Genomic DNA, 26,785 nt, shown 5'->3' with positions numbered 1-26,785 from the left:
GACGATCGAAAGGCAGGAACGACCGATGCGACACAGCACACGGGTGGTCATCGTGGGAGCCGGGGGAGCGGGCAGCGCCACGGCGGTCGCGGTGGCCCGGGCGGCACCGGAGGTCGAGGTGATCGTGCTCGGCGCCGAGGGCCGTGCCCCCTACAACCGGACCACGGTCAACAAGGGCCTGCTCTCGGGTGCGGTCGACGACGCGGGCGTCGCGCTGCCGGGGATGGACGGGCTCGGGATCGACTGGCGCACCGCGACCGTGGCCCGATCCCTGCACGCCGCCGGCCCGGCGGTGGAGCTGGCCGATGGCAGATGGTTGGGGGCGGACGTGGTGGTGCTGGCCACCGGCGCGCCACCCCGCGGACCCTGCCCGCCCCCGTCGAGGAGGGCGTGCCCGACCGGGTCCTGACGCTGCGCACCGCGGCCGACACCGCACGGCTGCGCGGGTTGCTCGCGCAGCGTGCGGGGCCGGTGGTGGTCGCCGGGGCCGGGCTGATCGGTAACGAGACCGCGGGGGTGCTGGCGGCCGCGGGCGCGTCGGTCACCGTGGTCGACCCGGCCCGGCGGCCGATGGCCCGCCAGGTCGGCGCCACCGTCGCGGACTGGATCGCCCGGACCCACCGCGCCGTCGGCGTCGATCTGCGGTTGGGCACCAGGATTCAGCGCGGTCGGGGAAGCGGGCCCATCCCAGGAGCACGACGGGGACCTGCTCATCGAACTCGACGACGGGACCGGTGTGCCCGCCCGCGTGGTGCTGGCCTGTCTCGGGGTCGAACCGGCCACCGGCTGGCTGCACGGCAACGACGTGACCGCGCCGGGCGGCGGTGGTGTGCTGGTCGACGCCGCCCAGCGGGCCCCGGAGCGGCCTGGCCTCTACGCCGTGGGTGATCTCGCCGCGTTCCCCGGCCCGGACGGCCAAACTGTGCGCGTCGAGCACTGGGGCGCCGCCCTGGGCCAGGCCGCCGTCGCGGCCACCACCCTGCTGACCGATCTCGGCATCCCCGCCGCCGCCGACCTCCCCGCCCGGGCCCCCGTGCCCGGCTACAGCACCTACGTGCACGGGGTGAAACTCACCATCCTGGGCTGGCCCGCCACCGCGGTCACCGACCGCCCCGTGCTCGGCCGGGTCGGCGACCCCCGCTTCGCCGTGGCGCTGCTCGACGCCGCCGACCGCGTCGTCGCCGCGGTCGGGGTCGGCGGAGCCCGCGCGGCCTTGTTCCACCCCGGAGCCGGGGCCATGGTCGCCTGCGCCGCACCGGCAGGGCGCGAGGCGCTGCCGCTGGCGGTGTTCTCCGCCGTCGGCACCGCCGGCGCGGCGCTGGTCCCGATCGCCGTGCTCACCGGTGTGGACACCCTCGGTGCCGCCGCCACACTGCCCCATCGCGGCGGTCCTGCTCGCCCTCACCGCCGGACTGCTGTTCTCCCGCACCGCCCGCGCCGGGGCCCGACCCCACACGCATGGCACCTCACCCGTTCTGTGACGCGAGCCGGCCGACGAGTTGCATGACCTCGTCGATCGGTATGGCGAAGCCCAGGCCGATCGATCCCGCCTGCCCGGATCCCGCACGGCCGAGCGTGGCGATGGCGGTGTTGATACCGACCACGCGGCCCTGCATGTCCACCAGCGGGCCGCCGGAGTTGCCCGGGTTGATCGCCGCGTCGGTCTGGATGGCCGAGACCGGTGCCGAGCCGGCGGCGACGACGACGTGGCCGCCCGGCGTCACCGGCCGGTCGAGGGCACTGACGATGCCGCTGGTGACGGTGCCGGTCAGCCCGAGCGGCGAGCCGACGGCGAGGACCTGCTGACCCACCTGCAGGCCGGCCGACGTGCCGACGTCTGCAGGGGTCAGCCCGGACACCCCGCGGGCGCGCACCACGGCCAGGTCGGCCGCCGGATCGCTGCCCACCACGGTCACCGGGGCGGTGCCGCCGTCCTGGAACAGGGCGGTCAGGCCGCCACCCGCGCCGGCGACGACGTGGTCGTTGGTCAGGATCAGGCCGTCCGCGGAGAGCACCACGCCGGACCCCTCGCTCGACGAACCCTGCAGCTGAACCACGCTGGGCAGGACCTTCTGCGCGACCTGGGCGACGGTGCCGGCCGCGGCCGGTGCAGCCACGACGCCGGTGGCCGCGGCCTCGTACCCGACGAACCCGCCCACCCCGCCGCCCAGCGCCGCGGCGGCGATCGCAACCGCCGCGACGGCCGCGATCCCGCGCCGCCGGGGATGACCGGACGGATGACCGACCGGGCCGGGGGGCAGCGGCCCCGGCGGGGGTGCGGCCCACCCCGGTGGCGGTCCGGCGATCCGGTGCCGGCCGGGGACGGCGGGCATCGCCGGGTCCGTCGGCGTCGCGTCGGCGAGGGCCGGGTCGGCGGGATCGGTGCGCAGGGATCCGGTGGTCATGGCACCACGGTTCGCGGCCTCGCTGTGCGGACGCTGAGGGCGAGGCGCCGGGCCACCTCCGCTTAACCGTCCGCTGTGCGCGGGCACACCGCCGCCTGTGCCGACCGTCCCTAGCGTCGCGATCGACCCGCTCGAACGGAACGACGCACCCGGAGGATCCCCATGGCAACGGTTCGGCGCGGCGGCGCCATCGCGATCGGCCTGACCGCCCTCGTCCTGGCTCTCGCCGCCTGCGGTGGGGCCGCGGCGACCGCGACCGGTTCCCCGGCACCGCCGAGCGCCGCCCCGGCACCCGGTGCCCCGCCAGGGGCGGTCGACCCGAACGCGCCGGAGGTGAACGCGGCTGGCGACATCCCCGACAACCAGGTGTTCGTGCCGTTCTCGCCGCCCGGCGGCGCGTTCCGGGTCTCGGTGCCCGAGGGCTGGGCCCGCAGCACCGACGGCGCCGCGGTGGTGTTCACCGACAAGTTCAACTCGGTGCGCATCGAGTCGGTCCCGAGCCCGGCTGCTCCGGACGTCGCGTCGGCGACCGCGCAGGAGGTGCCCGCGCTCGCGTCGTCGGTGCCGGGCTTCCAGCCGGGGGACGTGACGGCGGTGCAGCGCAAGGGCGGCCCCGCGGTGCTCGTCACCTACACCGCGAGCTCGCCCGCCGACCCGGTGACCGGCAAGTCGGTGCGCACGGCCGTGGAGCGCTACGAGTTCTGGCGCGGCGGCCAGGAGCTGATCGTGACCCTGTCCGGGCCGCAGGGCGCCGACAACGTCGACCCCTGGCGGATCGTCAGCGACTCGGTCGGGTGGCTCTGATGAGCGGCGCGACCGTCGACGGGACCACGGGCCCGGCCCTGGAGGCCCGGTCGCTCTACCGGTTCTTCCGGGTCGGCGACGAGGAGACCCTCGCGCTGCAGGGGGTGAGCATGTCGGTCCAGCCGGGCGAGCTGGTCGCCGTCGTCGGACCCTCCGGATCGGGCAAGTCGACCCTGCTCGCCTGCCTGGCCGGGCTCGACGAGCCCGACGGTGGCGCGGTGACGGTCGGCGGGGAGCGGATGAGTCACCGGCCGGAGCCGGTGCGCGCCCGGCTGCGCGCCCGATCGGTCGGGGTGTTGTTCCAGAGCGGCAATCTCGTGGAACACCTGTCCGTCGAGGCGAACATCGCGCTGGCCCAGCAGCTGGCCGGGCGGGACGACCCGATCCGACCGGCCGAACTGCTGGCCACCGTCGGGATCGCGGACCGGGCCCGGGCCGTGCCGGCGACCCTGTCCGGTGGCGAGGCCGCGCGCGCCGGGCTGGCCGTGGCGCTGGCCAACGACCCACCCGTGCTGCTGGCCGACGAGCCGACCGGTGAGCTCGACGCGGCCACCGAGGCCGTCGTGCTCGACCTCATCGTCGACGCCACCCGCCGGGGCACCGCGGTCCTGGTGGCCAGCCACTCCCCGGTCGTGGCCGCGACGGCGCACCGGGTTCTGACGCTCACCGACGGGCGGCTGGCGTCGTGACCGTCCTGGACCGGATCCGGTGGGCGTCACGCCCGCAGGGGGAGCTGCTCGTGGAGTGCGTCGGTGCGGCACGGGTGCACGGTCGTGGCCCGGGCGCCGTGGCCGCGGCGCACGGCGTGCACTGCGCGGTGCACCGGGGGGACCGCATCGCGCTGAGCGGTCCGTCCGGGTCGGGCAAGTCGACGCTGCTGCACCTGCTCTCCGGCCTGGACACCCCCACGTCGGGCATCGTGGCCTGGCCGACCTGGCGCGGCTCCCCGGCCGGCCGGCCGGGCCTGGTGGGGGTGGTGTTCCAGGGTCAGAGCCTGCTGCCCGACCTCGACGTGGCCGAGAACGTCGCGCTCCCGTTGCTGATCGCCGGGGTCCCCACCGACGCCGCGGCACTCGCCGCGGGCGCGGCGCTGGCGACGCTGGGCATCGGGGAGCTCGCGGCGAAACTTCCCGACGAGATATCCGGGGGCCAGGCCCAGCGGGTCGCCGTCGCCCGGGTACTGGCCGCGCGGCCCGCCCTGATCCTGGCCGACGAGCCGACCGGCCGATTGGACCGGGCCGCCGCGCACCGGGTCGTCGACGTGCTGATCGACACCGCGGACGAGCTGAACGCGGGCCTGGTGATCGGCACCCACGACGAGACCGTCGCCGCCCGGATGCGGACGAGCTGGCGGATGGCCGACGGCCGGGTGCACACCGGGGCGTCGGCGTCGGGTGCCGGCCTGCGGGGTCCGTCGTGATCGCGCTCTGGTGGCGGGGGCTGGTCGCGCGCCGGGCCGCACGCATCCTCGCCGCCTCGGCCGGGGTGGCGGTGGCGGTCGCGCTGCTGGCCTCGCTGGGTGCCTTCCTCACCGGTGCCCAGGCGAGCATGACCGAGCGGGCGGCGAGGTCCGTCCCGGTGGACTGGCAGGTCGAGGTGCAACCGGGAGGCGACGCGGCCGCCGTGCTCGACGCGGTCCGCGCCGCGCCGGGCACGGTCGCGGCGCAGCCGGTCGGCTTCGGCCGCGCGGACGGGCTGTCCGCGACCACCGGGGCGACGACGCAGACGACCGGTGCCGCGGTCGTCCTGGGGCTGCCCGACGGGTACGCCACGACGTTCCCCGGCGAGCTACGTGTGCTGGCCGGCGCCGGCGACGGTGTCCTGGTGGCCCAGCAGACCGCCGCCAACCTCGGGGTGGCGCCGGGTGACTCGATCACCGTGAACGTGCTCGGCGGGCCCGCGACGACCGTGCGCGTCGACGGCGTGGTCGAGTTGCCGGCCGCCGACTCGCTGTTCCAGAAGGTCGGGGCGCCCCCGGGCGGTCAACCCTCGGCGCCACCGGACAACGTGCTGCTGCTGCCGCAGAACCGCTGGCAGGACCTGTACGCGTCGTTGGCCGGGTCGCGGCCCGACGTCGCCACGACGCAGGTGCACGCCACCCGTACCCACGACCTGCCCGCCGACCCGGCATCGGCATACATCGCCGAGACCGGTGCCGCCCGCAACCTCGAGGCGGCGACCGCGGGCGGTGCGCTCGTCGGGGACAACCTGGGTGCGGCGCTCGGCGCGGCCCGCAGCGACGCCGCGTACGCGCAGGTGCTGTTCCTGTTCCTCGGCGTGCCCGGTGCCGTGCTCGCCGGGCTGCTGACCGCCGCCGTGACCGGCGCGGGCGCGTCCCGGCGCCGCCGCGAGCAGGCCCTGTTGCGCACCCGGGGCGCGTCGGCCCGGCAGGTACTGGCGCTGGCCGCCACCGAGGCCGCGACGGTCGGCCTCCTCGGGGCCGTGACCGGGCTCGGGGTGGCCGCGGTGGTCGGGCAGCTCGCCTTCGGTTCCGCCGCGTTCGGCGCCACCCCGCTCGCGGCCGCCGGGTGGATCGCCGCGGCGGCCGTGTTCGGGTTCGCCGTGGCCGGGGCGACCGTGCTGCTGCCGGCGTGGCGCGATCTGCGCGGTTCGACGGTTGCCGCGGGCCGTAGCGCGGCCGAGCGCCCGCGCCCGCCGTGGTGGGCACGCTTCGGGCTCGACGTCGTACTGCTCGTACTGTCCGGGCTGGTGTTCTGGGCGGCCGGCGCGTCGAACTACACGCTGGTGCTCGCGCCCGAGGGGGTGCCGACGATCTCGGTGTCCTACTGGGCGTTCGCCGGACCGGCCCTGCTCTGGGTGGGGGTCGGGCTGCTCGGCTGGCGGATCGCCGACCTGGTGCTCGGCCGGGGCAGGCGCCTGGTCGGGAGCGGGCTGCGCCCGCTGGCCGGAGGTCTGTCACAGACGGTCGCGGCGACGCTGGCACGGCAACGCCGCCCACTCGGCCGGTCGGTGGTGCTGCTGGCCCTCGCACTGTCGTTCGCGGCGTCGACGGCCACGTTCAACGCGACCTACCGGCAGCAGGCCGAGGTGGACGCGCTGCTCACCAACGGGGCCGATGTGACCGTGACCGAGTCGCCCGGTGTCGTCGTCGGACCCGACGCCGCCCGCGCGCTCGCCGCGGTGCCCGGCGTACGCGGCGTCGAACCCGTGCAGCACCGGTTCGGCTACGTCGGGGCCGACCTGCAGGACGTCTACGGCGTCGACCCCGCGACGATCACGGGCGCCACGGCGTTGCAGGACGCCTACTTCCAGGGTGGCACCGCGCGGGGCCTGATGGACACCCTCGCCGCGCGGCCCGACTCCGTCCTGGTCAGCGCGGAGACGGTGAAGGACTTCCAGCTCCAGCCCGGCGACCTGCTCAACCTGCGTATCAAGGACGGGCGCAGCGGTGCCCTGGTCTCCGTGCCGTTCCACTACGTCGGCGTGGTGACCGAGTTCCCGACCGCGCCGAAGGACAGCTTCTTCGTCGCCAACGCCGCCTACCTGGCGCAGGCGACGGGCAGCGACGCGGTCGGGTCCTTCCTGGTCGACACGGGCGGTCGCGACACCACCGCCGTGGCCGACCGGATCCGGACCCAGCTGGGCGCCTCGGCGACGGTCACCGACATCGCCAACGCCCGCACCCGGATCGGCTCCAGCCTGACCTCGGTGGACCTCGCCGGGTTGACCCGCGTCGAGCTGGGCTTCGCGCTCGTCCTCGCCGTGGCCTCCGGCGGGCTGGTGCTGGCGCTCGGCCTGGCCGAACGACGGCGCTCCTTCGCCATCGCGCGGGCACTGGGCGCGAGCCCGGGCCAGCTGCGCGGCTTCGTCCTGGGCGAGGCCGCGGTACTGGCGGTCGGGGGCCTGGCCCTCGGCGCGGTCGGCGGCTGGCTGCTCTCGGCGATGCTGGTGACCGTGCTCAAGGGGGTGTTCGACCCCCCGCCCTCGGTGGCCGCCGTGCCCTGGAGCTACCTGGCCCTGATCGCCGCGTTGACCGTGGCGGCGCTCGCCGCGGCCGCCGCCGGCGCCGCGCGCCTCGCCCGGCGACCGGCACTCGAGGTGGTGCGTCGGCTGTGACCCGTACGCACCGGACAGACCCGTTCCGATCGAGAGGACGTGAGATGGACCAGCAGGCCGAACGCCCGTGTGTGCAGCTCGTCGTGGACCCCCGGGACGCCGGGGCCGTTCCCCGCGACCCGCTCGCGGCAGCGCTGGACGGTGCCGGTTTCGCCGTGCAGCGCTGCAGCGGACGAGCCGCGGCGTCGCGGTGGCTCGACGAGGTCGGCAACCACGGCCCCGTCGCCGTGCTGGTGGTGGCCGGCCGGTCGACCCGCGTCGCGGTGGGGCTGTGCCGCGAGCTGAGCCGCGTGGCGCCGTGGGTGGTGGTCGTGGTCATGGACGCCGCAGGCGTCCCGGGACGCGTCGTCGACACGCTGGAGGCCGGGGCCGACGACTGCGTCCCGGCCCGCGTCCATCCCGAGGAGCTCGTCGCCCGGCTGCGGGCACACCTGCGGAGGCGGGCGGGATCGATCCGGGGCGGCCGGCACGTCGCCGGGCAGGCGTCGTGACCCGGTCGACGGTGGCGTGGCCCGGCGTGTCCGGGCCGCCCGCCGACTGCGGCGACGGGCCCCGGGTGCGGCCCGGCCGGGCCGCGGACACACTGCTTCTGCTCGGCGGGGTCGACGTCGGCCTGGTCCTCGCGCTGGCGGTCGTCCGGTTCCCGCTCGACGCCTCCGGGGCCGGGGGTCTCGCGCTGTGGGGCGGGCGCACGGCCGGCCTGCTCGCCGAGGTGCTCGTGCTGGCGCAGGTGCTGCTGGCCGCGCGGGTGCCGTGGCTGGAGAACGCCGCCGGGCAGGACCGGCTGCTGCGCTGGCACCGCACGCTCGGCCCGCTCACGCTCACCGCCGTGCTCGCCCACCCGCTGCTCCTCGCCGCCGCCGCCACCGCACGGGGCGGCGGCGGGTGGTGGTCACAGCTGTGGACGCTGGGCGGCGACTACCTCGATGCGGTCGCCGCCACGGTCCTGATCGTGCTCGCCGGTGCGGCGTCGGTGCGCGCCGCGCGACGCTGGCTGCCATATGAGGGTTGGTACCTGCTGCACCTGGGCACCTACGCGGCGGTGCTGCTCGCGTTCGGCCACCAACTCTCCGCGGGCTCGGCGGTGCTCGGCCCGCCGTGGCTCTCGACCTGGTGGACCGCGCAGCTCGTCGTGGCCGGCGCGGCGGTCGCGCTCTACCGCGTCGGGCTGCCGCTGTGGCGCAGCGCGCGCCACCGGGTCCGTGTCGACGCCGTGGTGCGCGAATCCGCGGACGTCGTCTCGGTCCACCTCACCGGTCGTGACCTGGACCGGCTCGGTGTCCGCGGCGGGGCAGTTCCTGCGCTGGCGCTTCCTGATCGCGGACGGCTGGTGGCGCAGCCTTTCCCTACAGCCTGTCCGCCGTCCCGGACCGGGACGGCATGCGGTTCACCGCGCGCGAGGTCGGCGGCGGCAGCCGGGCGCTGGCGCGCCTGGGCAGGGGTACGCGCGTGCTGATCGAGGGCCCCTACGGCGTCCTCACGGACGTGGTGCGGCGCAACCACCGGGTCCTGCTCGTCGGGGTGGGATCCGGCATCGCGCCGGTGCGCGCGCTGCTCGAGGACCTGCCCCGCGACGTCGACGTGGTCGTCGTGCACCGCGCGTCCACCCTGCACGACGCGGTCCCGCACGGTGAGCTGAGCCGGATCGCGGCCGAGCGGTCGGCGGCACGCGTCCACCTGGTCACGGACCCGCGCGGTCCCGCGGCAGCACCGGGGCGTCCGCTGGGCGCGGACCACCTGCGGGCACTGGTCCCCGACGTCGCGAGCCGTGAGGTGTACCTGTGCGGACCGCCGTCGCTGACCGCGGACCTGATCGCCACGCTCACCGATCTGGGCGTCCCGGCCGACGCCGTCCACACCGAGACCCTCGTCCTCTGAACACCTTCCAAGGAGATGCCCCGTGCGACCGATCCAGCGCACCCTCGCCGGCGTGGCCCTGGGCCTGGCGGTGGCGGTCCCCGTGTTGACCGTGGCCGACGCCGTCGCGCCCGGCGGTCCGCCGGCGACGTCCCGGGTCGTCGCGGCGGCCCCCGCCACCGGCCCCGATACCTCCTCGACCCCGTCACCCGCTCCCGCGGGGCCACTGACGGTGGTCGGGACCGGGACGGTCGTGCGTACGGACTACGGCCCGGTGCAGGTGGAGGTGACGGTGACCGGCGGGCGGATCACCGCGGCGCGGGCCCTGCAGCTGCCGGCCGGTGGCGAGTCGGACCAGATCAACAGACGGGCCGAGCCGCTGCTGTCCCGCCAGGTGCTCGACCGGCAGGGGGCCGGGATCGACACCGTGTCCGGTGCGACCTACACCAGCCAGGGCTACCGGACGAGCCTGCAGGCCGCCCTCGACGCGGCCCGCGCCGCGGCGACCACGTCGGGCGGGTCGGCGTGAGCGGGCGGCTGCACGTCGAGCACGTCATGGGTACCGCCGTCACCGTGGACCTGCGCGTCGCAGGCCCGGCGGACCGGGCCGTGGCCGAGGTGGTCGCGCTGCTCCATGAGGTCGACCGAGTGTTCAGCACTTGGCGACCCGACAGCGACGTCAGCCGCCTGCGCGCGGGAACGCTCGCGCTCGACGCCTGCCACCCCTGGGTCGAGCAGGTGCTCACGCTGTGCGCCCGCCGCCGGGATCTGACCGCCGGATGGTTCGACCCGTGGGCGATCCCGGGCGGGGTCGACCCGACCGGGCTGGTGAAGGGCTGGGCCGCGCAGCGGGCCTCGGACGTGCTCGTCGCCCACGGCTTCGACGACCACTGCGTCAACGCAGGCGGTGACGTCCGCGTCCGCGGGGACGCGAACCCGGGCGTGGACGGACGGCCGGGCTGGCAGGTCGGCGTCGTCGACCCGGCCGATCGCACCCGGATGCTCGACGTGCTCGTCGTGCGGGACGGCGCGGTCGCGACGTCCGGTGCCTACGAGCGGGGCACCCTCGCCGTGGATCCGCATTCGGGTCGCCGGGTCGAGCCGTTGCGATCCGCCACGGTGACCGGCCCGGACCTGGCGGTCGCGGACGCGCTGTCCACCGCGGCGTCCGCGGCCGGTCTCGACGCCCTGCCGTGGTTGGCGAGCCTGGATGGCTTCGAGGCCCTCGTCGTCACCCGGGGTGAGGCCGTGCACACCACCCCGGGCTGGGTCGGGCCCGCCGGACGCCGCCCCGGACAGGGGGCACCCGGTCCCGCGCCTGGGTACCGTCGCGAGGGTCGCGGTCGGAGCTCCGTCGTCGATGAACCGGCCCGCGTCGCCGCCGTGCACAGAGGGGACCCGGCATGCGTGACCATGACCGGACAGGCGGCCACGACCCGGCGGGCGGCGAGATCGCGGATCGGGTCGTGCACAGCGGTGAGTCGCACGCGGGTGGGCTGGCTGCGCGGCTGAACTGGCTGCGAGAGGGGGTACTCGGCGCGAACGACGGGATCGTCTCAGTGGCCGGGCTGGTGGTCGGGGTGGCCGGGGCGACGACCGAGCGGGGCCCGATCTTCACCGCCGGTATCGCCGGGCTGGCCGCCGGAGCGGTGCCGATGGCGTTGGGTGAGTACGTGTCGGTGAGCAGCCAACGCGACGCGGAACTCGACCAGGTCGCGCAGGAGCGGCGGGAGTTGCAGCAGAACCCGGAGCAGGAGCTCACCGAGCTCGCCGCGCTGTACGAGGCGAGAGGTCTGAGCCCGTCGACCGCTCGCACGGTCGCCGAGGAGCTGACCGCGCGCGATCCACTGGCCGCACATCTGGACGCCGAGCTCAGGCTCGACGCCGACGAGCTGACCAGCCCGCTCCAGGCCGCCGGTGCCTCGGCACTCGCGTTCGTCGCGGGAGCGGTACTGCCGCTGCTCGCGATCCTGTTGCCGCCCGCGGCGTGGCGGGTGCCGGTGACGGTGCTGGTGGTCCTGGGCGCGCTCGGAGCGGCCGGCTGGGTGGGAGCGCGGATCGGCGGCGGTCACGCGGGGCGTGCGGTGCTGCGCGTCGTGATCGGCGGTGGCCTGGGCTTGGCCCATCACCTACGTGATCGGCTCCGTGTTCGGCGCCGCCGTCGCCTGATCCGCGGTGGTTCTGGCCTTCATGAAGTGCCCGGAACATATACGCCCGGAGGTATGTTGGCGTGGGTGGAGGTGGCGACGTGGAGATGACTCCCGCCCTGGTGGGCGATGCGTTGGTGCGGTTGCGCCGCGCGCAGGGGCAGTTGGCCGGGGTGGTCCGGGCGATCGAGGGGGGTGGGGACTGTGCCGAGGTGCTGACCCAGCTCGCCGCGGTCTCCCGTGCCCTGGACCGGGCGGGTTTCAAGATCGTCGCGAGTGGGATGCGCCACTGCCAGGCGGCCCGGGAGCGGGGCGAGCAGCCGCCGATGACCGAGGCCGAGCTGGAGAAGCTGTTCCTCTCGCTGGCCTGATCAGCGCCTCCGGGTCTCACCCCGGGTTGTCTGAGGATGTGACCGATGGCAGAGCTGTGTTGTGCGGATACCCCCCCGGGTATCCCTGATGAGGAGGTGATGGTCGTGCAGATGCACGAGGTTGATGTGGAGCAGTTCGCGACGGGACGTCGCAGCGATGTGGCGGTGGTGGATGTGCGCTCCGCCGAGGAGTTCGCGGCCGGGCATGTGCCCGGCGCGGTGAACGTGCCGCTGGAGCGGGTGGTCACCGACCCGGGCCGCTACGCCGGGCAGGAGCTGTACGTGATCTGTCAGTCCGGGGGCCGCAGTGCCAAGGCGGCCGAGGCGCTGACCGCTGCAGGGGCGCGACCGGTGTCGGTGGCCGGCGGGACCGCCGGCTGGATCAGCTCCGGACGCCCCGTGGACACCGGCGCCCGATGAGCCCACCGAACCGGCCGATCCGGCCGATCCGGCCGAACCGACGAGACGAAGGAGATCTGTCGTGATCGACGTCGAAGTGATCGAGACATCCTCGCTGGGTGACCGCAGCTACCTCGCCTCCGACGGTGAGGTGGCGGTGGTGGTCGACCCGCAGCGCGACGTGGACCGGGTCCTGGCCCTGGCCGGGCGGCTCGGGGTGCGGATCACCCACGTCGTGGAGACCCACGTGCACAACGACTACGTCTCCGGTGGTCTGGAGCTCGCGCGCCTCACCGGAGCGGCCTATGTGATGTCGGCGCAGGACGACCTCGCGTTCGAACGCACCGGCGTCGTCGACGGGGACGTGCTGGAGGCCTCGCCGCGGCTGCGGTTGCGGGTGCTGGCCACCCCGGGGCACACCTTCCACCACCTGTCCTACGTGCTGGAGGGCGCGGACGGGCCGCAGGGGGTGTTCACCGGCGGGTCACTGCTCTACGGCACCACCGGGCGCACCGACCTGCTCGGCGACGAGCACGCGGAGGCACTGGCCCGCGCGCAGCACGCCTCGGCCGCGGCGATGGCCGACGCGCTGCCCGACGGGGCGCAGGTGTGGCCGACCCACGGGTTCGGCAGCTTCTGCACCGCCACCCCCGCCTCGGGGAACGACTCCACGATCGGGCACGAGAAGCAGGTCAACCCGGTGCTGCGGCTGGCCCGCGACGAGTTCGTCCGGGAAACCCTGGCCGGGTTGGGTGCCTACCCCGCCTACTACGCGCACATGGGTGCGCTCAACACCGCCGGCCCGGCCCCTGTGGACCTGCGCCCGCCGACCACAGCCGACCCGGCCGAGCTGGCGCGCCGGCTCGGCGACGGGGAGTGGGTGGTCGACCTGCGCCACCGCAAGGCCTACCTCGCCTCCCATCTCGCCGGGACGGTGAGTCTCGGGCTGGACGGGCCGATGGCGACCTGGCTGGGCTGGATGGCCCCGCACGGTGCCCCGATCACGCTGCTCGGCGACACCCCGGACCAGGTGGCGCAGGCGCAGCGCGAGCTGGTCCGGATCGGTGTCGACCGGATCGTCGCCGCCGCTACAGGTGATCCCCACGAGCTGGCCGTCGACCCGGCCCGGCTGGGCGAGCTGCCCAGCGCCGGTTTCGTCGACCTCGCCGGTGAGCTCGACGGCCGGCGCAGCGCTGATCTGCCGCCGGCCGAGGTGGTGCTCGACGTGCGGTTGGGCACCGAGTGGGACGCCTCGCACGTGCGCGGCGCGGTGCACGTCCCGCTGCCCGAGCTACCGGACCGGCTCGACGAGGTCCCGGCCGGGTCGGTGTGGGTGCACTGCGGCAGCGGCTACCGCGCCACCGCGGCCGCGTCGCTGCTCGCGCGCGCCGGGCGCACCGTGGTCGTGATCGACGACAACTACGGCGATGCCGAAAGAGCCGGTGTCCCGCTGACCACCACCCCGTGAGCGGCCCGCGGCCCTGCAGCCCGAGGCAGGCGCGGTGATCCTCGCCGGAGTGTTCGGCCTGGTCATCGGTGCCGCGCTGGGGCTGCTCGGTGCGGGTGGTTCGATCCTGGCGGTCCCGGCCCTGGTCTACGGGGCCGGCCAGCCGGTGGCGGCCGCGGTGTTCGGGTCGTTGCTGTTGGTGGCCGTGTCGGCTGCGGGCGGGTTGGCGGTGCGGCTGCGGTCCGGGGTGATCCGGTGGCCGGTGGCGCTGGTGTTCGGCGCCGCGGGTGTGCCCACCGCGTTCGCCGGGGCCGCGCTGGGCCGCCTGGTCGCCGACCGGTGGCTGCTGGTGGCGTTCTCGGTGTTGATGGTCGTCGTCGCGGTCGCGATGCTGCGCGGGAGCTCCGAGGAGGCGCCGGGTGGTGCGTGCCGGGTCCGCGACGGGCGTGGCCGATCAGATCTTCGGCGGGCTCGCCGGTGCGCTGCTGGTCGCCCCACCCGGGCCGGACCCCGACGTGGCGGTGGCGCAGGACCGGGTGCTGCTGGTCACCGACACCACCCTCGACGGTGTCGGCGGGCTGGTCGAGGTGAGCGCGATGGACCGGGTCATGGGGCGCCAGGGCGAGCTGGTCCTGGTCAACGGCCAGCACCAGCCCACCATCCCCGCGGCCCCCGGCGCGACGCAGCGCTGGCGGATCGTCAACGGCTGGGTGTCGAGGGTGCTGTCGATCCGCCTCGACGCCCACCAGCTCGTCCGGGTCGCCCAGGACGGCAGGTTCCTGCCCGCCCCGGTCGCCGCGGACCGGGTGATGCTCGCCCCGGGCAACCGGGCCGACGTGATCGTCCGTCCCACCGGCACCGGCCGCTTCTCGCTGATCGCCGACGCCGTCGACCGGGGAAGCATGGGCGGGATGATGGGCGGGAGCGCCGCGAGCAGCGGGCCGGTCACCCTGGCCACCATGGTGACCGCCGGGGCACCGGTCACCGCCCCGTCGCTGCCCGCAGCCCTGCCCGCCGAGGCGCCCGCCGCCGGGCCGGTGACCGGGCGGCGGCGGATCGCCTTCCAGATGGGCATGGGCACGGGCGGGATGGCCTTCACCATCGACGGCCGGACCTTCGGCCCCGAGCGTTACGACCAGACCGTCACCCTGGGCGCCATCGAGGAATGGACGATCGACAACCCCGGCCCGCTCGCACATCCGTTCTAACTGCACGTCTGGCCGTTCACCGTGCTCGAGTACAACGACGCCGCCTCACCGACCGGGGTGCCCCAGGACGTCGTCCTCATCCCAGCCCGCGGCTGGGTCCGACTCCGTATCCCGTTCACCACCCAACCCGGACGCAGCGTCTACCACTGCCACATCCTCGACCACGAGGACGCCGGGATGATGGCCACAGTGGACGTCCGCGGCTGAGCGGGCTCACCGCGGACGGGTCCGCGTCACCGTGTCGACCAGCCGGCCGTCCTGGTCGACCGCGCGCAGCTCCAGCCGGTCGGGGTGGACGGCGAGGTCGAGGAAGTGCCGGGTCGAGGTGCTCACGGCGGTGAACGGCTGCGATTCGGTCGGGCGCAGCTTGGCGGCGGCGCCGGAGACCACGTAGGTGACGCCATCCTGCGGTCGCGAACGCTGGTGGTCGTGAACCTGCCCGGCCAGCACCAGCGGCACGCGGTGGCGCGCGAAGATCGGGGCCCAGCGGGCCCGCAGGTCGAGGACGTCGGCGTCGGTGCCGTGGGCTCCGGCGGAGAAGGCCGGGTGGTGCATCGCGACGATCGTCCACGCGCCCGGTGGGTCGGGGACGGCGAGCGCGCGGTCGAGCCACGCCGTCTGCGCGTCCTGCTCGCCGCGTACGACGTCGTGGTTGCCCAGCACGGGCACCAGCCGGGTCGGGCCGTCCAGCACGCCGGCGAACGGTCGGGGTCACCGCTGCGTCCACCAGCGCGGGATCTCCGCTGCCGTAGACGAGGTCACCGAGCAGCAGCAGCGCATCGAACTCGCGGCCGGTCTCCTGGGTGTCGATGACGGCGGCGGTGCGGGCCTCGAACTCGTCGGCCGTGCCCGGGTCGCCGGCCACAGCGATGCGGACGAGCGGCGACCCAGGCAGCGGCGGCACGGGTGTACCCGCCACCGCCGACGGCGACGGCCCGCCCGGGGGGACCGGACGCGGCAGACTGCACGGCCACGAACGCGGTCGCCAGCACTGCGGGCAGGGCGAGCGCAACCCATCGGCCGCGTCGCCACCAGCCACCCTCGGTCACCCCGCCGATCCTGCTGCCCGCACCTGTGCGGACGCTGAGTGCACCGCGACGGCGGGGATCAGCAGCTCGAACGTCGTCGGGGACGCCGACCGCAGGCGCAGGCGCGCGCCCTCCGCCTCGGCCAGCGCCCTGGCGAGCGCGAGGCCGATACCGGTTCCGGACGCGCCGGCCTGCCGGCGGTGGAACAGTCCGGCGGTGGCCCCTAACGATCCCGAGTCGGCGACGGCCACGGCCACTCCACCGGCGACGGGCTCGGTGGTCACGACGACGGGCCCGGCCCCGTGGCCGCGGGCATTGTCGAGCAGGACGTCGAGCACGTGGCCCAGTGCCACAGCGGAGACCCGCACCATGGCGTCCGAGCTCGTGTCGACGACCAGCGTGCGGCCCGACCGGCGCAGGGCGGTGGACCAGCGGCGCTCCGCGTCCGCGAGCAGGTCGGCGATCCGGACCGGGGTGCGAGTCGTGTGGTCGTCGCGGGCGAGGGTGAGCAGCTCGGTGACGGTGAGGTTCATCCGCTCCAGCGCCTCCAGGGTCTCGCGGAGGGCCTCGGTCGGGTCCGGTCGGGGCACCATCAACTCGGTCTCGACGACCACTCGGGCGGCGGCCAGCGGCGTCTTGAGCTGGTGCGAGGCGTCCGCGGAGAACGCCCGCTCCCGCTCGACCAGGCGCCCGATCCGGCTCGCCGCGGAGTCGACGGCCGCGGCGACCTGGTCGAGCTCGTGCAGACCGCTGCGCGGCGCGGTGACCGTGAAGTCGCCGTCACCCAGGCGGGTGGCGGCCTCGCGGAGCCGGTCCAGCGGCCGCAGCAGACGCCGGACCAGCAAGGCACCCGCCAGCGCCGCGACGCCGATCGCGGACAAAGCCACGCCGAGGATCATCGCGATCGTGTTCCGGGTACGGGCCACGCTGTCGGCCAGCGGCTCCGCGACCCGCACGGCGCCGGTGACGGTGCCGCCGCCCGGGCCGGTGGCCACGGCCCCGACGATCTCGGAGCCCACGGTCCCGGCGGCGGCGGTGTCGGCCAGCGCTGCGGCGACCACCGGGTCGGCGGCCGGAGGACCGTCCCCGGCCACCTTCCGTCCGGCGGCGTCGTACACGGCGTAGCGCTGGTCGGGCTCACCGTCGCCGAGCAGGTCGGCGTCGAACGGCGACGCGGCGAGATCGGGCAGCCGGTGCGCGGCCACCGCGGCCATGCGCTGCAGCTCCAGCAGGTCCTCGTTGCGGTTCTGCTCGCCCACGACCAGGGCGAGCGGCACGAACAGCACCGCGATCCCGAGGACGCACACCGCGACGACGGTGAGCACGATGCGCCGGCGCATGCGGTGGCCTCAGCCCGTCTCGAGCCGGTAGCCGACCCCGCGTAGCGCCGTGATCCGGCTGGGCATACCCGGCCGTTCGCCGAGTCTGCGGCGCAGGCTCGCCACGTGCACGTCGAGAGTCTTCGTCGGGCCGAACCAGTGCTCGTCCCACACGTCGGCCATCAGCTGCTCCCGCGTCACGACGGTGCCCGCCGACCTGATCAGCCGGGCCAGCAGGTCGAACTCCTTGGCCCGCAGGTCGACCTCGTCGGCCCCCACCCAGGTCCGCCGGGCGGCCAGATCCACCCGCAGGTCCCCCGCGACCGCCGTTTGCTCCAGCTCGCCGCGCTCCCGTGCCGCCCGCAGGTGCGCCTGTACCCGAGCGAGCAGCTCGGCGAGCCGGAACGGCTTCGTGACGTAGTCGACCGCCCCGGCGTGCAGGCCCGCCACCACGTCGGACTCCTCGCTGCGGGCGGTGAGCATCACGATCGGCAGACCGGGCTGTGCCGTCAGCATCTCGCGGGCGACATCGATGCCGTCGGCGTCGGGAAGCCCGAGGTCGAGGAGCACCAGGTCGACGGCTCCGGCGCGGACCCGGTCCAACGCGGCGGTGCCGTCGTCCACCCGCTCGGCGTCGTAGCCGCCGGCCTTCAGCGCGCGCAGCAGGCCGGGACCGATCAGGTCGTCGTCCTCCACCACCAGCACCCGAGGGCTCACGGGGGCGAGACTATCCCCGTCCGGTGAACCGCCGGTCAGGACACGAGCGCACCTGTGGGCGGTGAGGAGCCGGCTCCTCTCAGCGTCCGTACAGGGACCGACCGACAGCCTCGGGACCGCCGGTGACCGACACCGGCGACAAGGAGGAATCGTGGACATCAAGCAGAAGGTGGCGGTCGGCGCGCTCGCCGTCCTGGCCCTCGGTGGGTTGGGGGCGGGCACGGCGCTGGCATCCACCCCGGCTCCCGCGGCGAAGACCGTGGCCACCCAGGCCGCGGTCGCGTCGTCCCCGAACCCCCAGCTCGGCGGACAGGCCGGCCCCACGACAGACACGCCCGAGCCCGGTGACACCCCCGACCGGCCGGGCACAGCCGGGCACAACGGCACGGACAACGGGGGCACCGACGCTCCCGAACCGGGCGACACCCCCGACAGCCCGCAGAGCGAGGCGGCCGAGGGACCGGAGGCCCCGGAGGCGGGCGAGACCGCCGGCGGGCCGGACAACGACAACGTCCAGCACGAGGCGACCGGCGACGAGGGCAACCACGCCGACGAGCCGGCCTCCTCGGCGACCGCCAGGTAGCTCCAGACCCACCGGTCGACGCATCCGTGGCCCGCCACCTGATCAGGTGGCGGGCCACGTGATGAACGGGCGTCGACTGGCTAGAGACCCAGGGCCAGCTGACGCAGCAGGATCACGACCAGCAGCACCGCCGGCAGCGCCAGGTCCAGGCATACTGACCCGATCCGGACCGGCCGCAGCACCCGCCGCACCGGTGCCAGCACCGGCTCGGTGGTGGCGTGAGTGACCCGTCGCAACCCGCTGCGCCACGCCGGCTCCGGGCCGCCGGCCAGCACTCCGATCCAGTCCGCCACCACCCGGGCCACCAGGAGCAGCTGGAAGACCAGCAGCACCGTGGACAACACGATCCCGATCGCGCTCATGCCGTTCCCCTTCCGTCCGGGCGGATCTCGCCGTGCCTCCAGCGTCGGACTCCGTGGTTGAGAGGACGCTGAGTCGCCCCCGGGCCGTCTGGCCGTCCGCTAACCGTCCGCAGGGCGACCGCAGAGGATCTCGCTCCTAGCGTCGCGACCATGACCACCACCGCTCCGGAACGTCCCATCGACACGCCCCCGCCCCCGCCGCCCCGGCCGAACCGTCGCAGGCGTTGGGTCGCGGCGGCCGTGGTCGCACTGTCCATCTGGCCTCTCGCGTCCTACACCCAGGCCCTGACCTACCCCGGCAACGCCAGCTTCGCGGTCCGCACCGTCGAGTGGGTCCGCGACAACGGCGGCGGGGGGCTGGTGGACCTGGTCGAGAGCATCTGGTATCGCCAGGGGCCGACAGCCACCGCGCCCGATCCGGCCGGGTTGCCCCGGCCGTCCGCCACCTCGTCGGCCGCGCCCGCGCCGGCACCGCTGCCCGTGCTGCAGGGAGCGACACCCGTTCCCGGCGAGGGCGTCTGGACCGCCGGGCAGGCCGCACCCGGCGGCACCCCCGCCGTCTACACCACGTTCATCCGGCCCGATCCGCAGCACCCCAGCGTCGTCGCCGGGGTCGCCCGTTTCGACCAGGGCCTGACCCGCACCCAGGTCATCGCCGGCACCCGCGAGCCCACCGGGTCCGCCGGGCCCGAGGGTGCCCAGGTCCCCGCGGTCGCCCGCTCTGCGCTGGTCGCGACGTTCAACTCCGGCTTCAAGATGAAGGATGCGAACGGCGGCTACTACGCCGACGGGCAGGTCCGCGTGCCGCTGCGGGACGGAGCCGCCTCGCTGGTCATCCACCGGGACGGCACAGCCACGATCGGCCGGTGGGGACGCGACGTCACCGCCGGGCCGGACGTGGTCACCGTGCGCCAGAACCTCGACCTGATCGTCGACGGCGGCCGGCCCGTGCCGGGGCTCGACGTCAACGCCTTCGGGACGTGGGGGAGCGCGCGCAACCAGCTGCAGTACACGTGGCGGTCCGGCCTGGGCACCGACGCCGCCGGCAACCTGATCTACGTCGGGGGCAAGGACCTCACCCTCGCCTCACTCGCGGACGCCCTCACCCGGGCGGGCGCGGTCACGGGCATGGAGCTCGACATCCACGACAACATGGTCGACCTGTTCACATACCGGCACGACCCGTCGGGCGCGCTGAGCACGGCGACGAAGCTGCTGCCGAACATGCCCGGCCCGGCCGACCGCTACCTGGTACCCGACCAGCGCGACTTCGTGGCCATCACCCTCCGCTGAACCCTGTACGTCCGGGAAGGACCCCTGTGCCGTTCCTCGATCCCGCCACCCTGCTCGCCACTTTCGGTGTCATCGGCGTGTTCGTCATCCTGTTCGCCGAGACCGGCCTGCTCGTCGGCTTCTTCCTGCCCGGCGACTCCCTGCTGTTCACCGCCGGGCTGCTGACCTCGACGACCGTCGGGGCCACCGCGCTGCCCTTGCCCGCCGTCCTGATCGCCGCCGCCTCCGGCGCGCTGCTCGGAGCGCAGACCGGTTACCTCATCGGTCGCCGGGCCGGCACGGCCCTGCGGCACCGCGCCACCCGGCCGGGCCTGGTTGCCGCGATGGACCGTTCGCAGCGGCTGCTCGACGCCTACGGGCACCGGCGCGCCATCGTCCTGGCCCGCTTCGTCCCGGTCGTCCGCACCGTCCTCAACCCGATGGCCGGCGCACTCGGCACCCCTGCCCGGGTCTTCCTGGTCTGGCAGGTGATCGGCGGCCTGGTGTGGACCGTCGGTCTCGTCCTCGCCGGGCACCTGCTCGGCACCGCCGTTCCCGGGGTCGATCGCTACCTGCTGCCGATCGTGGGCCTGATCGTCGTCGCCTCGCTCGTCCCGCTCGGTGTGGAGCTGCTCAGGCGCCGCCGGGCGGTGCACCGATGACCGTCGACCCGCGGTGCTCGTCGCCGGAGGTACCGCCGCAGCCCTGGCCGCCGGCGCCGGTGTCGTGGCCGGTCGCTTCGAGGGTGGACGGCGATCAACAGCGCCGCAAGGTCGACGCCGTGGGCGGCGAGCAGGGTCGGGTTGAGCTCGGCGACCAGCTCCCGGAGGTGTTCTTGCAGCTCGCCGGCCTGGGGGGTGAGGAACTGGTGGCGCTGGGCGAGTGTCCGCAACGCGCCCAGCACGACCCGGGCGGTACCGGTGTGGGGGTCGGGCCGGGCGCCCGCCAGGGCGTCGACCAGGCGGGCAGCGGTGAGCCTGCGGTAGTGCTCGCGGACCGCGACGGGTGCGGTGACCAGTAGGGCGTGGATCTGGTTCATCGCCGCGGTCGCGGCCTTGACCGCCGAGCGGCGGGCGTTGGATGGTCGTCGCACTGGAGGTCGACGCCGGTCGGGCGAGCAGACAGGATGAGACGCTCGCCAGGCTCCTATCAGGTCATGTCCGCCCTGCCGGCGAGCGGGACTCCAGCAGGCCGGACCGACCGATCCAAGGTCGGTCCGTGAGGACAGACAGGGGTTGAGTCACGACCTGCCGGGGCACCTACATCTTCAATGTCAGGGGTCGTCCCTAGCGTGGCGGAGCACGAGCCACCGTCCGCGAGGGGAGCGACATGATCGTCGACTGCGACAGCTGCGAGGTCCGGGGCGACGCCTGCGGCGACTGCGTGATCGGGGTGCTGCTGGGGGTGCCCACGGTGCCCCGGCGGGGCGGCGACGACGCCGCGGGGGCGGACGGCGGACCGCCCGGCGCGTCCACGGTGCAGCTCGACGCACCGGAGCGCCGTGCCCTCGATGTGCTCGCCGATCAAGGCCTGGTGCCGAGATTGCGGCTGGTGGCCGCGCCGCATCGGTGGACGACCGGCCCCGGCCACGGCGGGGGAGCGGGCCGTGACGTCGGGTGACATCACGCCGTTACCGAACGGTTCCCGCTGGTCGGCGTCGCCCTCGCGGGGCGTGTCGACCGCGCCACGCCGGGGCACCCCCTTGGTGGACGTCCCCCGGTCGTCTCCGTAACCTTCCCGGAGCCGTGCGGACCGTCAGCCATTCGAACGCGAATGTCGACGCACGGTCACCAACGTTACGCCGTTCGGCGAGCGTTGTTAGCCCGTAAGGGTGAGCGATCGCGCGCACGGTTGCGATCGATGGTGCAGACGAAGGAGACGCGTCCGCGTGGTGTCACCCGGCGGTACCCGGCCCGGTGTGTCGGCGGTGCCGGCGATGCTGCTGGCCGGGGCGCTGGCCCCGACGCTCGGGGTCGCACCGGCCGCCGCGCAGCCCGCACCCCCGGACAACGCCGCCGACGCCGCCACCGCCCTGGAGCAGGTGCAGCGCGAGGCCGAGGCCCTCACCGTGGAGTGGCACGCGGCGAACGACGAGCTCACCGCCCGCCAGGACGAGCTCGCGCGGATGACCGCGGCCGTCGAGCCCGCCGGCCAGGCCGCCGACGCCGCCCGGGCCGGAAGCAGTACCGTCAGCAGGTCGACGTGCTCGCTCGTGGGCGTTCTCCGAGGCCGGCGTCACGCTGCCGCGTTCGTCGTCGCAGCAGGCGCGGGTCGGCCGGGCGGTGGCCTGGGACGACATGCGCCCCGGCGACCTGGTCTTCTACTACAGCCCCGTCAGCCACGTCGGCATCTACGCCGGCGACGGCAAGATGATCAACGCTCCGCAGACCGGTGACGTCGTCAAGTACGCCACCGTGTCGAGCAGCGCGTTCAGCGGCGCCCGCCGCATCTAGACCACGTCCGCTCCCCGGGGTGCGGGCGGCGGTCGGGTCCACCGGCCGCCGTCCGGGCCCCTAGCCTTCCCGGCGTGCCCCGCACCCTGCTGGTGACCAACGACTTCCCGCCGCGCACCGGGGGCATCCAGACCTACCTCCACGAGCTGGCCCACCGCCTGCCGCCGGGCGAGCTGGCCGTCTACGCCCCGGCCTGGCCCGGTGACCGCGAGTTCGACGCCGCGTTCCCGCACCCCGTGGACCGGCACACCACGTCGCTGATGCTGCCCGGCCGCGCGGTGGCGCACCGGGCTGCGGAGCTGGCCCGCCGCCACGGTGCACGGACGGTCTGGTTCGGCGCGGCGGCCCCGCTGGCGCTGCTCGGGCCCTGGCTGCGCCGCCACGGCGGGATCGACCGGGTGGTCGCGAGCACGCACGGGCACGAGGCGGGCTGGCCGCTGCTGCCCGGCGCCCGGCAGGCGCTGGGGCGGATCGGGGCCGACGCCGACGCGCTGACCACCATCTCGCGCTGGACCCGCGACCGCACCGCCGCCGCGTTCGGGCCCACCGCGGCGCTGGTGCCGCTGCCCTCGGGCATCGACGCCGTCCGGTTCGCCCCCGACCCGGCCGCCAGGGCGCGGCTGCGCCGCCGCCACCGGCTCGGCGACGCCCCCGTGCTGGCGTGCGTGTCCCGGCTGGTGCGGCGCAAGGGTCAGGACGTGCTGGTACGGGCGTGGCCGCGGGTCCGGGACCGGGTGCCGGGCGCGCGCCTGCTGCTGGTCGGGGACGGCCCGGACGCCGCACGGCTGCACCGGCTGGCGGCCGCGCACGGCGTCGCCGGTGACGTGGTGTTCACCGGCGAGGTGCCGCCCGGCGAGCTGGCGGCACACCACGCCGTCGCGGACGCCTTCGCGCTGCCGTGCCGCACCCGCCGCGGCGGGCTCGACGTCGAGGGGCTCGGGATCGCGGTGCTGGAGGCGTCGGCGACCGGGCTGCCGGTCGTGGTGGGCGACTCCGGTGGCGCCCCCGAGACCGTCCGGCCGGGCGTGACCGGGCACGTCGTCGACGGCCGGCGGGTCACCGCCGTCGCCGACGCCGTCACGGGCCTGCTCGCCGACCCCGCCCGGGCCGCCGCGATGGGCGACGCCGGGCGGGCGCGGATGCTGCGGGACTGGACGTGGCCCGGGCGGGTGGCGACGCTGCGCGCGCTCCTGCACCCGCCCGGGTGAGCGTCAGGACCCGGTGGTGGTCCCGGTGTAGATGGCCGCGATGTCCCCGGCGAAGGTCTTCGCGACGACCTGCCGCTTGACCTTCAGGGTGGGGGTCATCTCGCCGCCGGCCTCGGTGAAGTCGACGGGCAGGATCCGGAACTCGCGGATCTGCTCGGCGCGCGACACCGCCTTGTTCGCCTCGTCGACCGCCGCGGAGATCTCGGCGCGCAGGTCGGCGTCGTCGACGAGGTCGGCGACCCCCTCGGCGGCCGGCTTGCCGTTGCGCTCGCGCCAGCCGGGCAGCGCCTCCGGGTCGATGGTGATCAGCGCACCGATGAACGGCTGCGCGTCGCCGACGACCATGCACTGGCTGACCAGCGGGTGGGCGCGCAGGCGGTCCTCCAGCACGGCCGGGGCGACGTTCTTGCCGCCCGCCGTCACGATGATCTCCTTCTTGCGCCCGGTGATGGTGAGGAACCCGGCGTCGTCGAGCTCGCCGATGTCGCCGCTGTGGAACCAGCCGTCCTCGATCGCGTCGGCGGTGGCCGTCTCGTTCTTCCAGTACCCGCGGAACACGATCGGGCCCGAGAGCATGATCTCGCCGTCCTCGGCGATCCGGACGGCGTGCCCGGGCACCGGCCGCCCGACACTCCCGACGCGCTGGGCGGCCAGGGTGTTGACCGTGATGCCCGCGGAGGTCTCGGTGAGGCCGTAGCCCTCGAGGATCGGCAGCCCGACACCGCGGAAGAAGTGCCCCAGACGGGCGCCCAGCGGGGCGGAGCCGGACACCGCGGCCACCACGTTGCCGCCGACGGCCTGGCGCAGCTTGCCGTAGACGAGCTTGTCGAACAGCGCGTGCTTGACGCGCAGCGCGATGCCGGGTCCGCCGGTGTCCTGCGCCTTGGACCAGGCGATCGCGGTGTCGGCGGCGGCGTCGAAGATCTTGCCCTTGCCGTCGTTGTGGGCCCGCTGCCGCGCGCCGTTGTAGACCTTCTCGAACACCCGCGGCACGGCCAGCAGGAACGTCGGCCGGAACGCGGCCAGGTCGGGCAGCAGCTCGGTGACGTCGGCGGTGTGCCCGACGATCGTGCGCGTGTAGACCGCCCCGCACTGGATGACCTTGCCGAACACGTGCGCGAGCGGCAGGAACAGCAGCACCGATCCGCCCGCGGTGAGCAGCTCGGGGAACACCCCGGCGATCGTGCGGACCTCGGTGAGCAGGTTGTGGTGGGTCAGCTCGCAGCCCTTGGGGCGCCCGGTGGTGCCGGAGGTGTAGATCAGGGTGGCCAGGTCGCCCGCGCGCACCGCGCGGCGGCGGGCGTGCACCTCGTCGGCGGGGGTGTCGGCGCCGGCGGCGGTCAGCGCGTCGACTGCGCCCCCGTCGATCTGCCACGTCTGCAGCCCGGGCGCCACCTGCTCGACGAGCACCTGGTGCTTCGGGGACTCCACGACGATCCCGACGGCGCCGGAGTCGTCGAGGATCCAGTTGATCTGCTCGGCCGAGGACGTCTCGTAGATCGGCACGGTGACGCCGCCGACGGCGAGGATCGCGTAGTCGAGCAACGACCACTCGTAGCGGGTGCGCGACAGCAGCGCCACGCGGTCGCCCGCGGACACCCCCGACGCGATCAACCCGCGCGCGACGGCCGTGACCTGCTCGGCGAACTCGGCCGACGTGACGTCGGACCACTGCTTGTCGGCCCCCCGGCGGCGGTAGACGACGTCGGCGCCGTGGGCGGCCGCGTTGTCGTAGACCGCGTCGACGAGATTCTCCTCGTCACCTACGGTGATGGTGGCGGGAACGCTGTACTCGCGCACTGGACCAGTCCTCCTCGGCTGCGGTTCGCGGTAACCTACCGCGCCGTAACCCTTGTGGGGGAGGGGTGACGGGTGTCCGATTCGCCCGCTCCGGCAGGCTGTCGCGGTGCCCTCGGTCGACGTGGTGGACGAGACGTTCCTGGCGGTGCCGCCGGAGGTGGTGGCCGCGGAGTTCGCGGCCCCCGCGAGCTGGGCCCGCTGGTGGCCCGACCTGAGCGTGGCCGTCGACACCGACCGCGGGGTGCAGGGCATCCGCTGGACCGTCACGGGCGCGCTCGTGGGCAGCATGGAGGTCTGGCTCGAACCGGTCCTCGACGGCACCGTCCTGCACTACTTCCTGCGGGCCGACCCGTCCGGGCCCGGCGGGCGCCCGGTGCCCGCCTCGCCCCGGCGGGGGGCGGCGGAGGCCCGGCGCCGCCAGCGTGCGGCCAAGGCCGTCGCGTTCGCCTGCAAGGACCGCCTGGAGGCGGGCCGGGCCCCGGGCGAACCCCCGCCCCGCTGACGGCCGCGCGCCGCCGCGGATACGGTGGGGCCATGCGCGTGCACGTGGTCTCCGACGTGCACGGCAACGCCGAGGCGCTGGCCCGTGCCGGCGACGGCGCCGACGCCCTGCTGGTGCTCGGCGACCTCGTCGACTTCGTCGACTACCACGACCCGCACCGCGGCATCCTGGGCCGCGTCCTCGGGCCCGAGGTCAGCCGCCGGTTCGGCGAGATCCGGACGAACGGCCGCCCGGGCGAGCTGCGGGAGTTCGCGCGCACGGCGTGGGCCGCGGTGGACGACCCGCCCGCCGTCGTCGCCGACGCGGTGCGCGAGCAGTACGCCGAGCTGTTCGCCGCGATGTCCGCCCCGACCTGGGCGATCGCGGGCAACGTCGACCTGCCCGAGCTGTGGCCGGAGTTCGTGCGCGACGGCGTCGTGGCGGCCGAGGGGCGGGTCGTGGAGCTGGGCGGGCTGCGGTTCGGGTTCGTCGGCGGGGCGCCGCTGCCGGTGGGGGCCGAGCCGCGCCGGGGCGGGCCGTGGCGGCCCAACCTGCTTCCCGCGGGGGAGTTCGACGCCCGCGTGGCCGCGGTCGGACCCGTCGACGTGCTGTGCAGCCACGTGCCGCCCGCGGTCCCCGAGCTGGCCTACGACGTGGTGTCGCGCAGCGCCGAGGCGTCCTCGGTCGCGCTGCTCGACCGTTGCCGCACCGACCGCCCGCGCGCCGCGCTGTTCGGCCACGTGCACCAGCCGCTGGCGGCACGTGCGCGGGTCGGGCGTACCGAGTGCGTCAACGTGGGGTACTTCCGGCGTACCGGCGTGCCGTACGTGCTGCGGTGGTGAAACCC

General features: G+C 75.2%; 31 protein-coding genes and 3 pseudogenes. 28 read left to right on the top strand and 6 right to left on the bottom strand.

The features are described 5' to 3' along the window. Positions 1 to 25 precede the first annotated feature (25 nt). The 3 genes and pseudogenes from PHY01_RS04575 (at position 26) to PHY01_RS27375 (ending at position 1,507) form a co-directional block, all read left to right on the top strand. Positions 26 to 409: an FAD-dependent oxidoreductase gene (locus PHY01_RS04575; RefSeq protein WP_170183631.1), complete on the top strand. Its 384-nt coding sequence runs from the start codon at positions 26 to 28 to the stop codon at positions 407 to 409. Further along, a pseudogene (locus PHY01_RS28155) lies at positions 313 to 666 on the top strand (FAD-dependent oxidoreductase); the annotation flags it as partial. The gene PHY01_RS04575 and the pseudogene PHY01_RS28155, both read left to right, overlap by 97 nt. Continuing rightward, positions 638 to 1,507, top strand: a complete 870-nt coding sequence (locus tag PHY01_RS27375; RefSeq protein ID WP_307723940.1) for an FAD-dependent oxidoreductase — start codon at positions 638 to 640, stop codon at positions 1,505 to 1,507. The pseudogene PHY01_RS28155 and the gene PHY01_RS27375, both read left to right, overlap by 29 nt. On the opposite strand, the gene PHY01_RS04560 is transcribed toward PHY01_RS27375, so the two are convergent. After that, on the bottom strand, positions 1,467 to 2,405 hold the full coding sequence (locus PHY01_RS04560; protein ID WP_218030000.1) for a S1C family serine protease: 939 nt from the start codon (positions 2,403 to 2,405) through the stop codon (positions 1,467 to 1,469). The genes PHY01_RS27375 and PHY01_RS04560 overlap by 41 nt on opposite strands. 162 nt (positions 2,406 to 2,567) lie before the next feature. On the opposite strand from PHY01_RS04560, the gene PHY01_RS04555 reads away from it, so the two are divergent. The 16 genes and pseudogenes from PHY01_RS04555 (at position 2,568) to PHY01_RS26970 (ending at position 14,922) form a co-directional block, all read left to right on the top strand. Then, on the top strand, positions 2,568 to 3,209 hold the full coding sequence (locus tag PHY01_RS04555; protein WP_141277237.1) for a hypothetical protein: 642 nt from the start codon (positions 2,568 to 2,570) through the stop codon (positions 3,207 to 3,209). Beyond that, entirely contained in the window at positions 3,209 to 3,898 is a 690-nt protein-coding gene (locus tag PHY01_RS04550) for an ABC transporter ATP-binding protein (protein WP_141277236.1), read from the top strand. Before PHY01_RS04555 ends, PHY01_RS04550 begins: the two co-directional genes overlap by 1 nt. Continuing rightward, positions 3,895 to 4,629, top strand: coding sequence for an ABC transporter ATP-binding protein (locus PHY01_RS04545; protein ID WP_141277235.1), 735 nt, complete (start codon positions 3,895 to 3,897; stop codon positions 4,627 to 4,629). The genes PHY01_RS04550 and PHY01_RS04545 overlap by 4 nt, the downstream gene beginning before the upstream one ends. Beyond that, complete coding sequence (locus PHY01_RS04540) at positions 4,626 to 7,286, top strand: ABC transporter permease (RefSeq protein ID WP_141277234.1); 2,661 nt, start codon at positions 4,626 to 4,628, stop codon at positions 7,284 to 7,286. The genes PHY01_RS04545 and PHY01_RS04540 overlap by 4 nt, the downstream gene beginning before the upstream one ends. A gap of 44 nt (positions 7,287 to 7,330) precedes the next feature. Next, positions 7,331 to 7,777, top strand: a complete 447-nt coding sequence (locus PHY01_RS26200) for a hypothetical protein (RefSeq protein ID WP_170183629.1) — start codon at positions 7,331 to 7,333, stop codon at positions 7,775 to 7,777. Next, the gene (locus PHY01_RS04535; protein WP_170183628.1) at positions 7,774 to 8,742 is read left to right on the top strand and encodes a ferric reductase-like transmembrane domain-containing protein; all 969 of its coding nucleotides are present in this window, start codon (positions 7,774 to 7,776) and stop codon (positions 8,740 to 8,742) included. Before PHY01_RS26200 ends, PHY01_RS04535 begins: the two co-directional genes overlap by 4 nt. Then, the gene (locus PHY01_RS04530; protein ID WP_170183627.1) at positions 8,736 to 9,164 is read left to right on the top strand and encodes a ferric reductase-like transmembrane domain-containing protein; all 429 of its coding nucleotides are present in this window, start codon (positions 8,736 to 8,738) and stop codon (positions 9,162 to 9,164) included. The genes PHY01_RS04535 and PHY01_RS04530 overlap by 7 nt, the downstream gene beginning before the upstream one ends. Before the next feature lie 22 nt (positions 9,165 to 9,186). Beyond that, complete coding sequence (locus PHY01_RS04525; RefSeq protein ID WP_218029999.1) at positions 9,187 to 9,672, top strand: FMN-binding protein; 486 nt, start codon at positions 9,187 to 9,189, stop codon at positions 9,670 to 9,672. Next, positions 9,669 to 10,655, top strand: a complete 987-nt coding sequence (locus tag PHY01_RS04520; protein WP_218029998.1) for an FAD:protein FMN transferase — start codon at positions 9,669 to 9,671, stop codon at positions 10,653 to 10,655. The genes PHY01_RS04525 and PHY01_RS04520 overlap by 4 nt, the downstream gene beginning before the upstream one ends. Continuing rightward, a complete protein-coding gene (locus tag PHY01_RS04515; protein WP_307723939.1) occupies positions 10,547 to 11,401 on the top strand; it encodes a VIT1/CCC1 transporter family protein in 855 nt (284 codons plus the stop codon). The genes PHY01_RS04520 and PHY01_RS04515 overlap by 109 nt, the downstream gene beginning before the upstream one ends. Further along, a complete protein-coding gene (locus PHY01_RS04510) occupies positions 11,392 to 11,661 on the top strand; it encodes a metal-sensitive transcriptional regulator (RefSeq protein ID WP_141277231.1) in 270 nt (89 codons plus the stop codon). The genes PHY01_RS04515 and PHY01_RS04510 overlap by 10 nt, the downstream gene beginning before the upstream one ends. Positions 11,662 to 11,760: 99 nt before the next feature. Beyond that, complete coding sequence (locus PHY01_RS04505; protein WP_246085702.1) at positions 11,761 to 12,081, top strand: rhodanese-like domain-containing protein; 321 nt, start codon at positions 11,761 to 11,763, stop codon at positions 12,079 to 12,081. 61 nt (positions 12,082 to 12,142) lie between these two features. Then, entirely contained in the window at positions 12,143 to 13,528 is a 1,386-nt protein-coding gene (locus PHY01_RS04500) for an MBL fold metallo-hydrolase (protein ID WP_141277229.1), read from the top strand. Between the two features lie 34 nt (positions 13,529 to 13,562). Continuing rightward, positions 13,563 to 13,895 (top strand): annotated as a pseudogene (locus PHY01_RS04495) (TSUP family transporter); the annotation flags it as partial. Between the two features lie 58 nt (positions 13,896 to 13,953). After that, positions 13,954 to 14,715: a multicopper oxidase family protein gene (locus PHY01_RS04490; protein WP_218029997.1), complete on the top strand. Its 762-nt coding sequence runs from the start codon at positions 13,954 to 13,956 to the stop codon at positions 14,713 to 14,715. Beyond that, entirely contained in the window at positions 14,716 to 14,922 is a 207-nt protein-coding gene (locus PHY01_RS26970; RefSeq protein WP_281283591.1) for a multicopper oxidase domain-containing protein, read from the top strand. Positions 14,923 to 14,928: 6 nt separating this feature from the next. On the opposite strand, the gene PHY01_RS26195 is transcribed toward PHY01_RS26970, so the two are convergent. The 3 genes from PHY01_RS26195 to PHY01_RS04480 form a co-directional block, all read right to left on the bottom strand. Then, entirely contained in the window at positions 14,929 to 15,408 is a 480-nt protein-coding gene (locus tag PHY01_RS26195) for a metallophosphoesterase family protein (RefSeq protein ID WP_170183626.1), read from the bottom strand. 352 nt (positions 15,409 to 15,760) lie between these two features. Then, positions 15,761 to 17,083, bottom strand: a complete 1,323-nt coding sequence (locus PHY01_RS04485; RefSeq protein WP_141277228.1) for a sensor histidine kinase — start codon at positions 17,081 to 17,083, stop codon at positions 15,761 to 15,763. Positions 17,084 to 17,092: 9 nt separating this feature from the next. Then, the gene (locus PHY01_RS04480) at positions 17,093 to 17,779 is read right to left on the bottom strand and encodes a response regulator transcription factor (protein WP_246085698.1); all 687 of its coding nucleotides are present in this window, start codon (positions 17,777 to 17,779) and stop codon (positions 17,093 to 17,095) included. A 151-nt stretch (positions 17,780 to 17,930) separates the two neighbouring features. Between PHY01_RS04480 and PHY01_RS04475 the strand changes: the two genes are divergently transcribed. After that, positions 17,931 to 18,362: an ICP22 family protein gene (locus PHY01_RS04475; RefSeq protein WP_141277226.1), complete on the top strand. Its 432-nt coding sequence runs from the start codon at positions 17,931 to 17,933 to the stop codon at positions 18,360 to 18,362. Between the two features lie 80 nt (positions 18,363 to 18,442). On the opposite strand, the gene PHY01_RS04470 is transcribed toward PHY01_RS04475, so the two are convergent. Further along, complete coding sequence (locus tag PHY01_RS04470; protein ID WP_141277225.1) at positions 18,443 to 18,724, bottom strand: YggT family protein; 282 nt, start codon at positions 18,722 to 18,724, stop codon at positions 18,443 to 18,445. Positions 18,725 to 18,874: 150 nt separating this feature from the next. On the opposite strand from PHY01_RS04470, the gene PHY01_RS04465 reads away from it, so the two are divergent. The 6 genes and pseudogenes from PHY01_RS04465 to PHY01_RS04440 all read left to right on the top strand — a co-directional run bounded on the left by PHY01_RS04465 (position 18,875) and on the right by PHY01_RS04440 (position 23,657). Continuing rightward, positions 18,875 to 20,017: a phosphodiester glycosidase family protein gene (locus PHY01_RS04465; protein WP_141277224.1), complete on the top strand. Its 1,143-nt coding sequence runs from the start codon at positions 18,875 to 18,877 to the stop codon at positions 20,015 to 20,017. Between the two features lie 26 nt (positions 20,018 to 20,043). After that, positions 20,044 to 20,658, top strand: a complete 615-nt coding sequence (locus PHY01_RS04460) for a DedA family protein (RefSeq protein ID WP_141277223.1) — start codon at positions 20,044 to 20,046, stop codon at positions 20,656 to 20,658. Beyond that, positions 20,655 to 21,017, top strand: coding sequence for a hypothetical protein (locus tag PHY01_RS04455; protein WP_141277222.1), 363 nt, complete (start codon positions 20,655 to 20,657; stop codon positions 21,015 to 21,017). Before PHY01_RS04460 ends, PHY01_RS04455 begins: the two co-directional genes overlap by 4 nt. Positions 21,018 to 21,325: 308 nt before the next feature. Next, a complete protein-coding gene (locus tag PHY01_RS04450; protein ID WP_141277221.1) occupies positions 21,326 to 21,616 on the top strand; it encodes a hypothetical protein in 291 nt (96 codons plus the stop codon). Between the two features lie 605 nt (positions 21,617 to 22,221). Continuing rightward, a pseudogene (locus tag PHY01_RS04445) lies at positions 22,222 to 22,449 on the top strand (C40 family peptidase); the annotation flags it as partial. Between the two features lie 74 nt (positions 22,450 to 22,523). Further along, positions 22,524 to 23,657: a glycosyltransferase family 4 protein gene (locus PHY01_RS04440; protein ID WP_141277219.1), complete on the top strand. Its 1,134-nt coding sequence runs from the start codon at positions 22,524 to 22,526 to the stop codon at positions 23,655 to 23,657. Between the two features lie 3 nt (positions 23,658 to 23,660). On the opposite strand, the gene PHY01_RS04435 is transcribed toward PHY01_RS04440, so the two are convergent. Continuing rightward, positions 23,661 to 25,457, bottom strand: coding sequence for an AMP-dependent synthetase/ligase (locus PHY01_RS04435; RefSeq protein ID WP_141277218.1), 1,797 nt, complete (start codon positions 25,455 to 25,457; stop codon positions 23,661 to 23,663). Between the two features lie 106 nt (positions 25,458 to 25,563). Between PHY01_RS04435 and PHY01_RS04430 the strand changes: the two genes are divergently transcribed. Both PHY01_RS04430 and PHY01_RS04425 read left to right on the top strand, forming a co-directional pair. Next, a complete protein-coding gene (locus tag PHY01_RS04430) occupies positions 25,564 to 25,959 on the top strand; it encodes a polyketide cyclase / dehydrase and lipid transport (protein ID WP_246085697.1) in 396 nt (131 codons plus the stop codon). Between the two features lie 32 nt (positions 25,960 to 25,991). After that, the gene (locus PHY01_RS04425) at positions 25,992 to 26,780 is read left to right on the top strand and encodes a metallophosphoesterase family protein (RefSeq protein WP_141277217.1); all 789 of its coding nucleotides are present in this window, start codon (positions 25,992 to 25,994) and stop codon (positions 26,778 to 26,780) included. Positions 26,781 to 26,785: the final 5 nt, after the last annotated feature.

Source organism: Pseudonocardia hydrocarbonoxydans (assembly GCF_006539565.1).
GTDB lineage: Bacteria > Actinomycetota > Actinomycetes > Mycobacteriales > Pseudonocardiaceae > Pseudonocardia > Pseudonocardia hydrocarbonoxydans.
This window is presented reverse-complemented; position numbering and strand designations above follow the sequence as displayed.

Bases quoted from the DNA above. Each gene is read 5' to 3' on its own strand.
- PHY01_RS04555 (WP_141277237.1), top strand. From the start codon at position 2,568: ATGGCAACGGTTCGGCGCGGCGGCGCCATCGCGATCGGCCTGACCGCC.
- PHY01_RS04425 (WP_141277217.1), top strand. From the start codon at position 25,992: ATGCGCGTGCACGTGGTCTCCGACGTGCACGGCAACGCCGAGGCGCTG.
- PHY01_RS04505 (WP_246085702.1), top strand. From the start codon at position 11,761: ATGGTCGTGCAGATGCACGAGGTTGATGTGGAGCAGTTCGCGACGGGA.
- PHY01_RS04470 (WP_141277225.1), bottom strand. From the start codon at position 18,724: ATGAGCGCGATCGGGATCGTGTTGTCCACGGTGCTGCTGGTCTTCCAG.
- PHY01_RS04515 (WP_307723939.1), top strand. From the start codon at position 10,547: ATGCGTGACCATGACCGGACAGGCGGCCACGACCCGGCGGGCGGCGAG.
- PHY01_RS26200 (WP_170183629.1), top strand. From the start codon at position 7,331: ATGGACCAGCAGGCCGAACGCCCGTGTGTGCAGCTCGTCGTGGACCCC.
- PHY01_RS04550 (WP_141277236.1), top strand. From the start codon at position 3,209: ATGAGCGGCGCGACCGTCGACGGGACCACGGGCCCGGCCCTGGAGGCC.
- PHY01_RS04450 (WP_141277221.1), top strand. From the start codon at position 21,326: ATGATCGTCGACTGCGACAGCTGCGAGGTCCGGGGCGACGCCTGCGGC.
- PHY01_RS04560 (WP_218030000.1), bottom strand. From the start codon at position 2,405: ATGACCACCGGATCCCTGCGCACCGATCCCGCCGACCCGGCCCTCGCC.
- PHY01_RS04575 (WP_170183631.1), top strand. From the start codon at position 26: ATGCGACACAGCACACGGGTGGTCATCGTGGGAGCCGGGGGAGCGGGC.
- PHY01_RS04465 (WP_141277224.1), top strand. From the start codon at position 18,875: ATGACCACCACCGCTCCGGAACGTCCCATCGACACGCCCCCGCCCCCG.
- PHY01_RS04455 (WP_141277222.1), top strand. From the start codon at position 20,655: ATGACCGTCGACCCGCGGTGCTCGTCGCCGGAGGTACCGCCGCAGCCC.
- PHY01_RS04485 (WP_141277228.1), bottom strand. From the start codon at position 17,083: ATGCGCCGGCGCATCGTGCTCACCGTCGTCGCGGTGTGCGTCCTCGGG.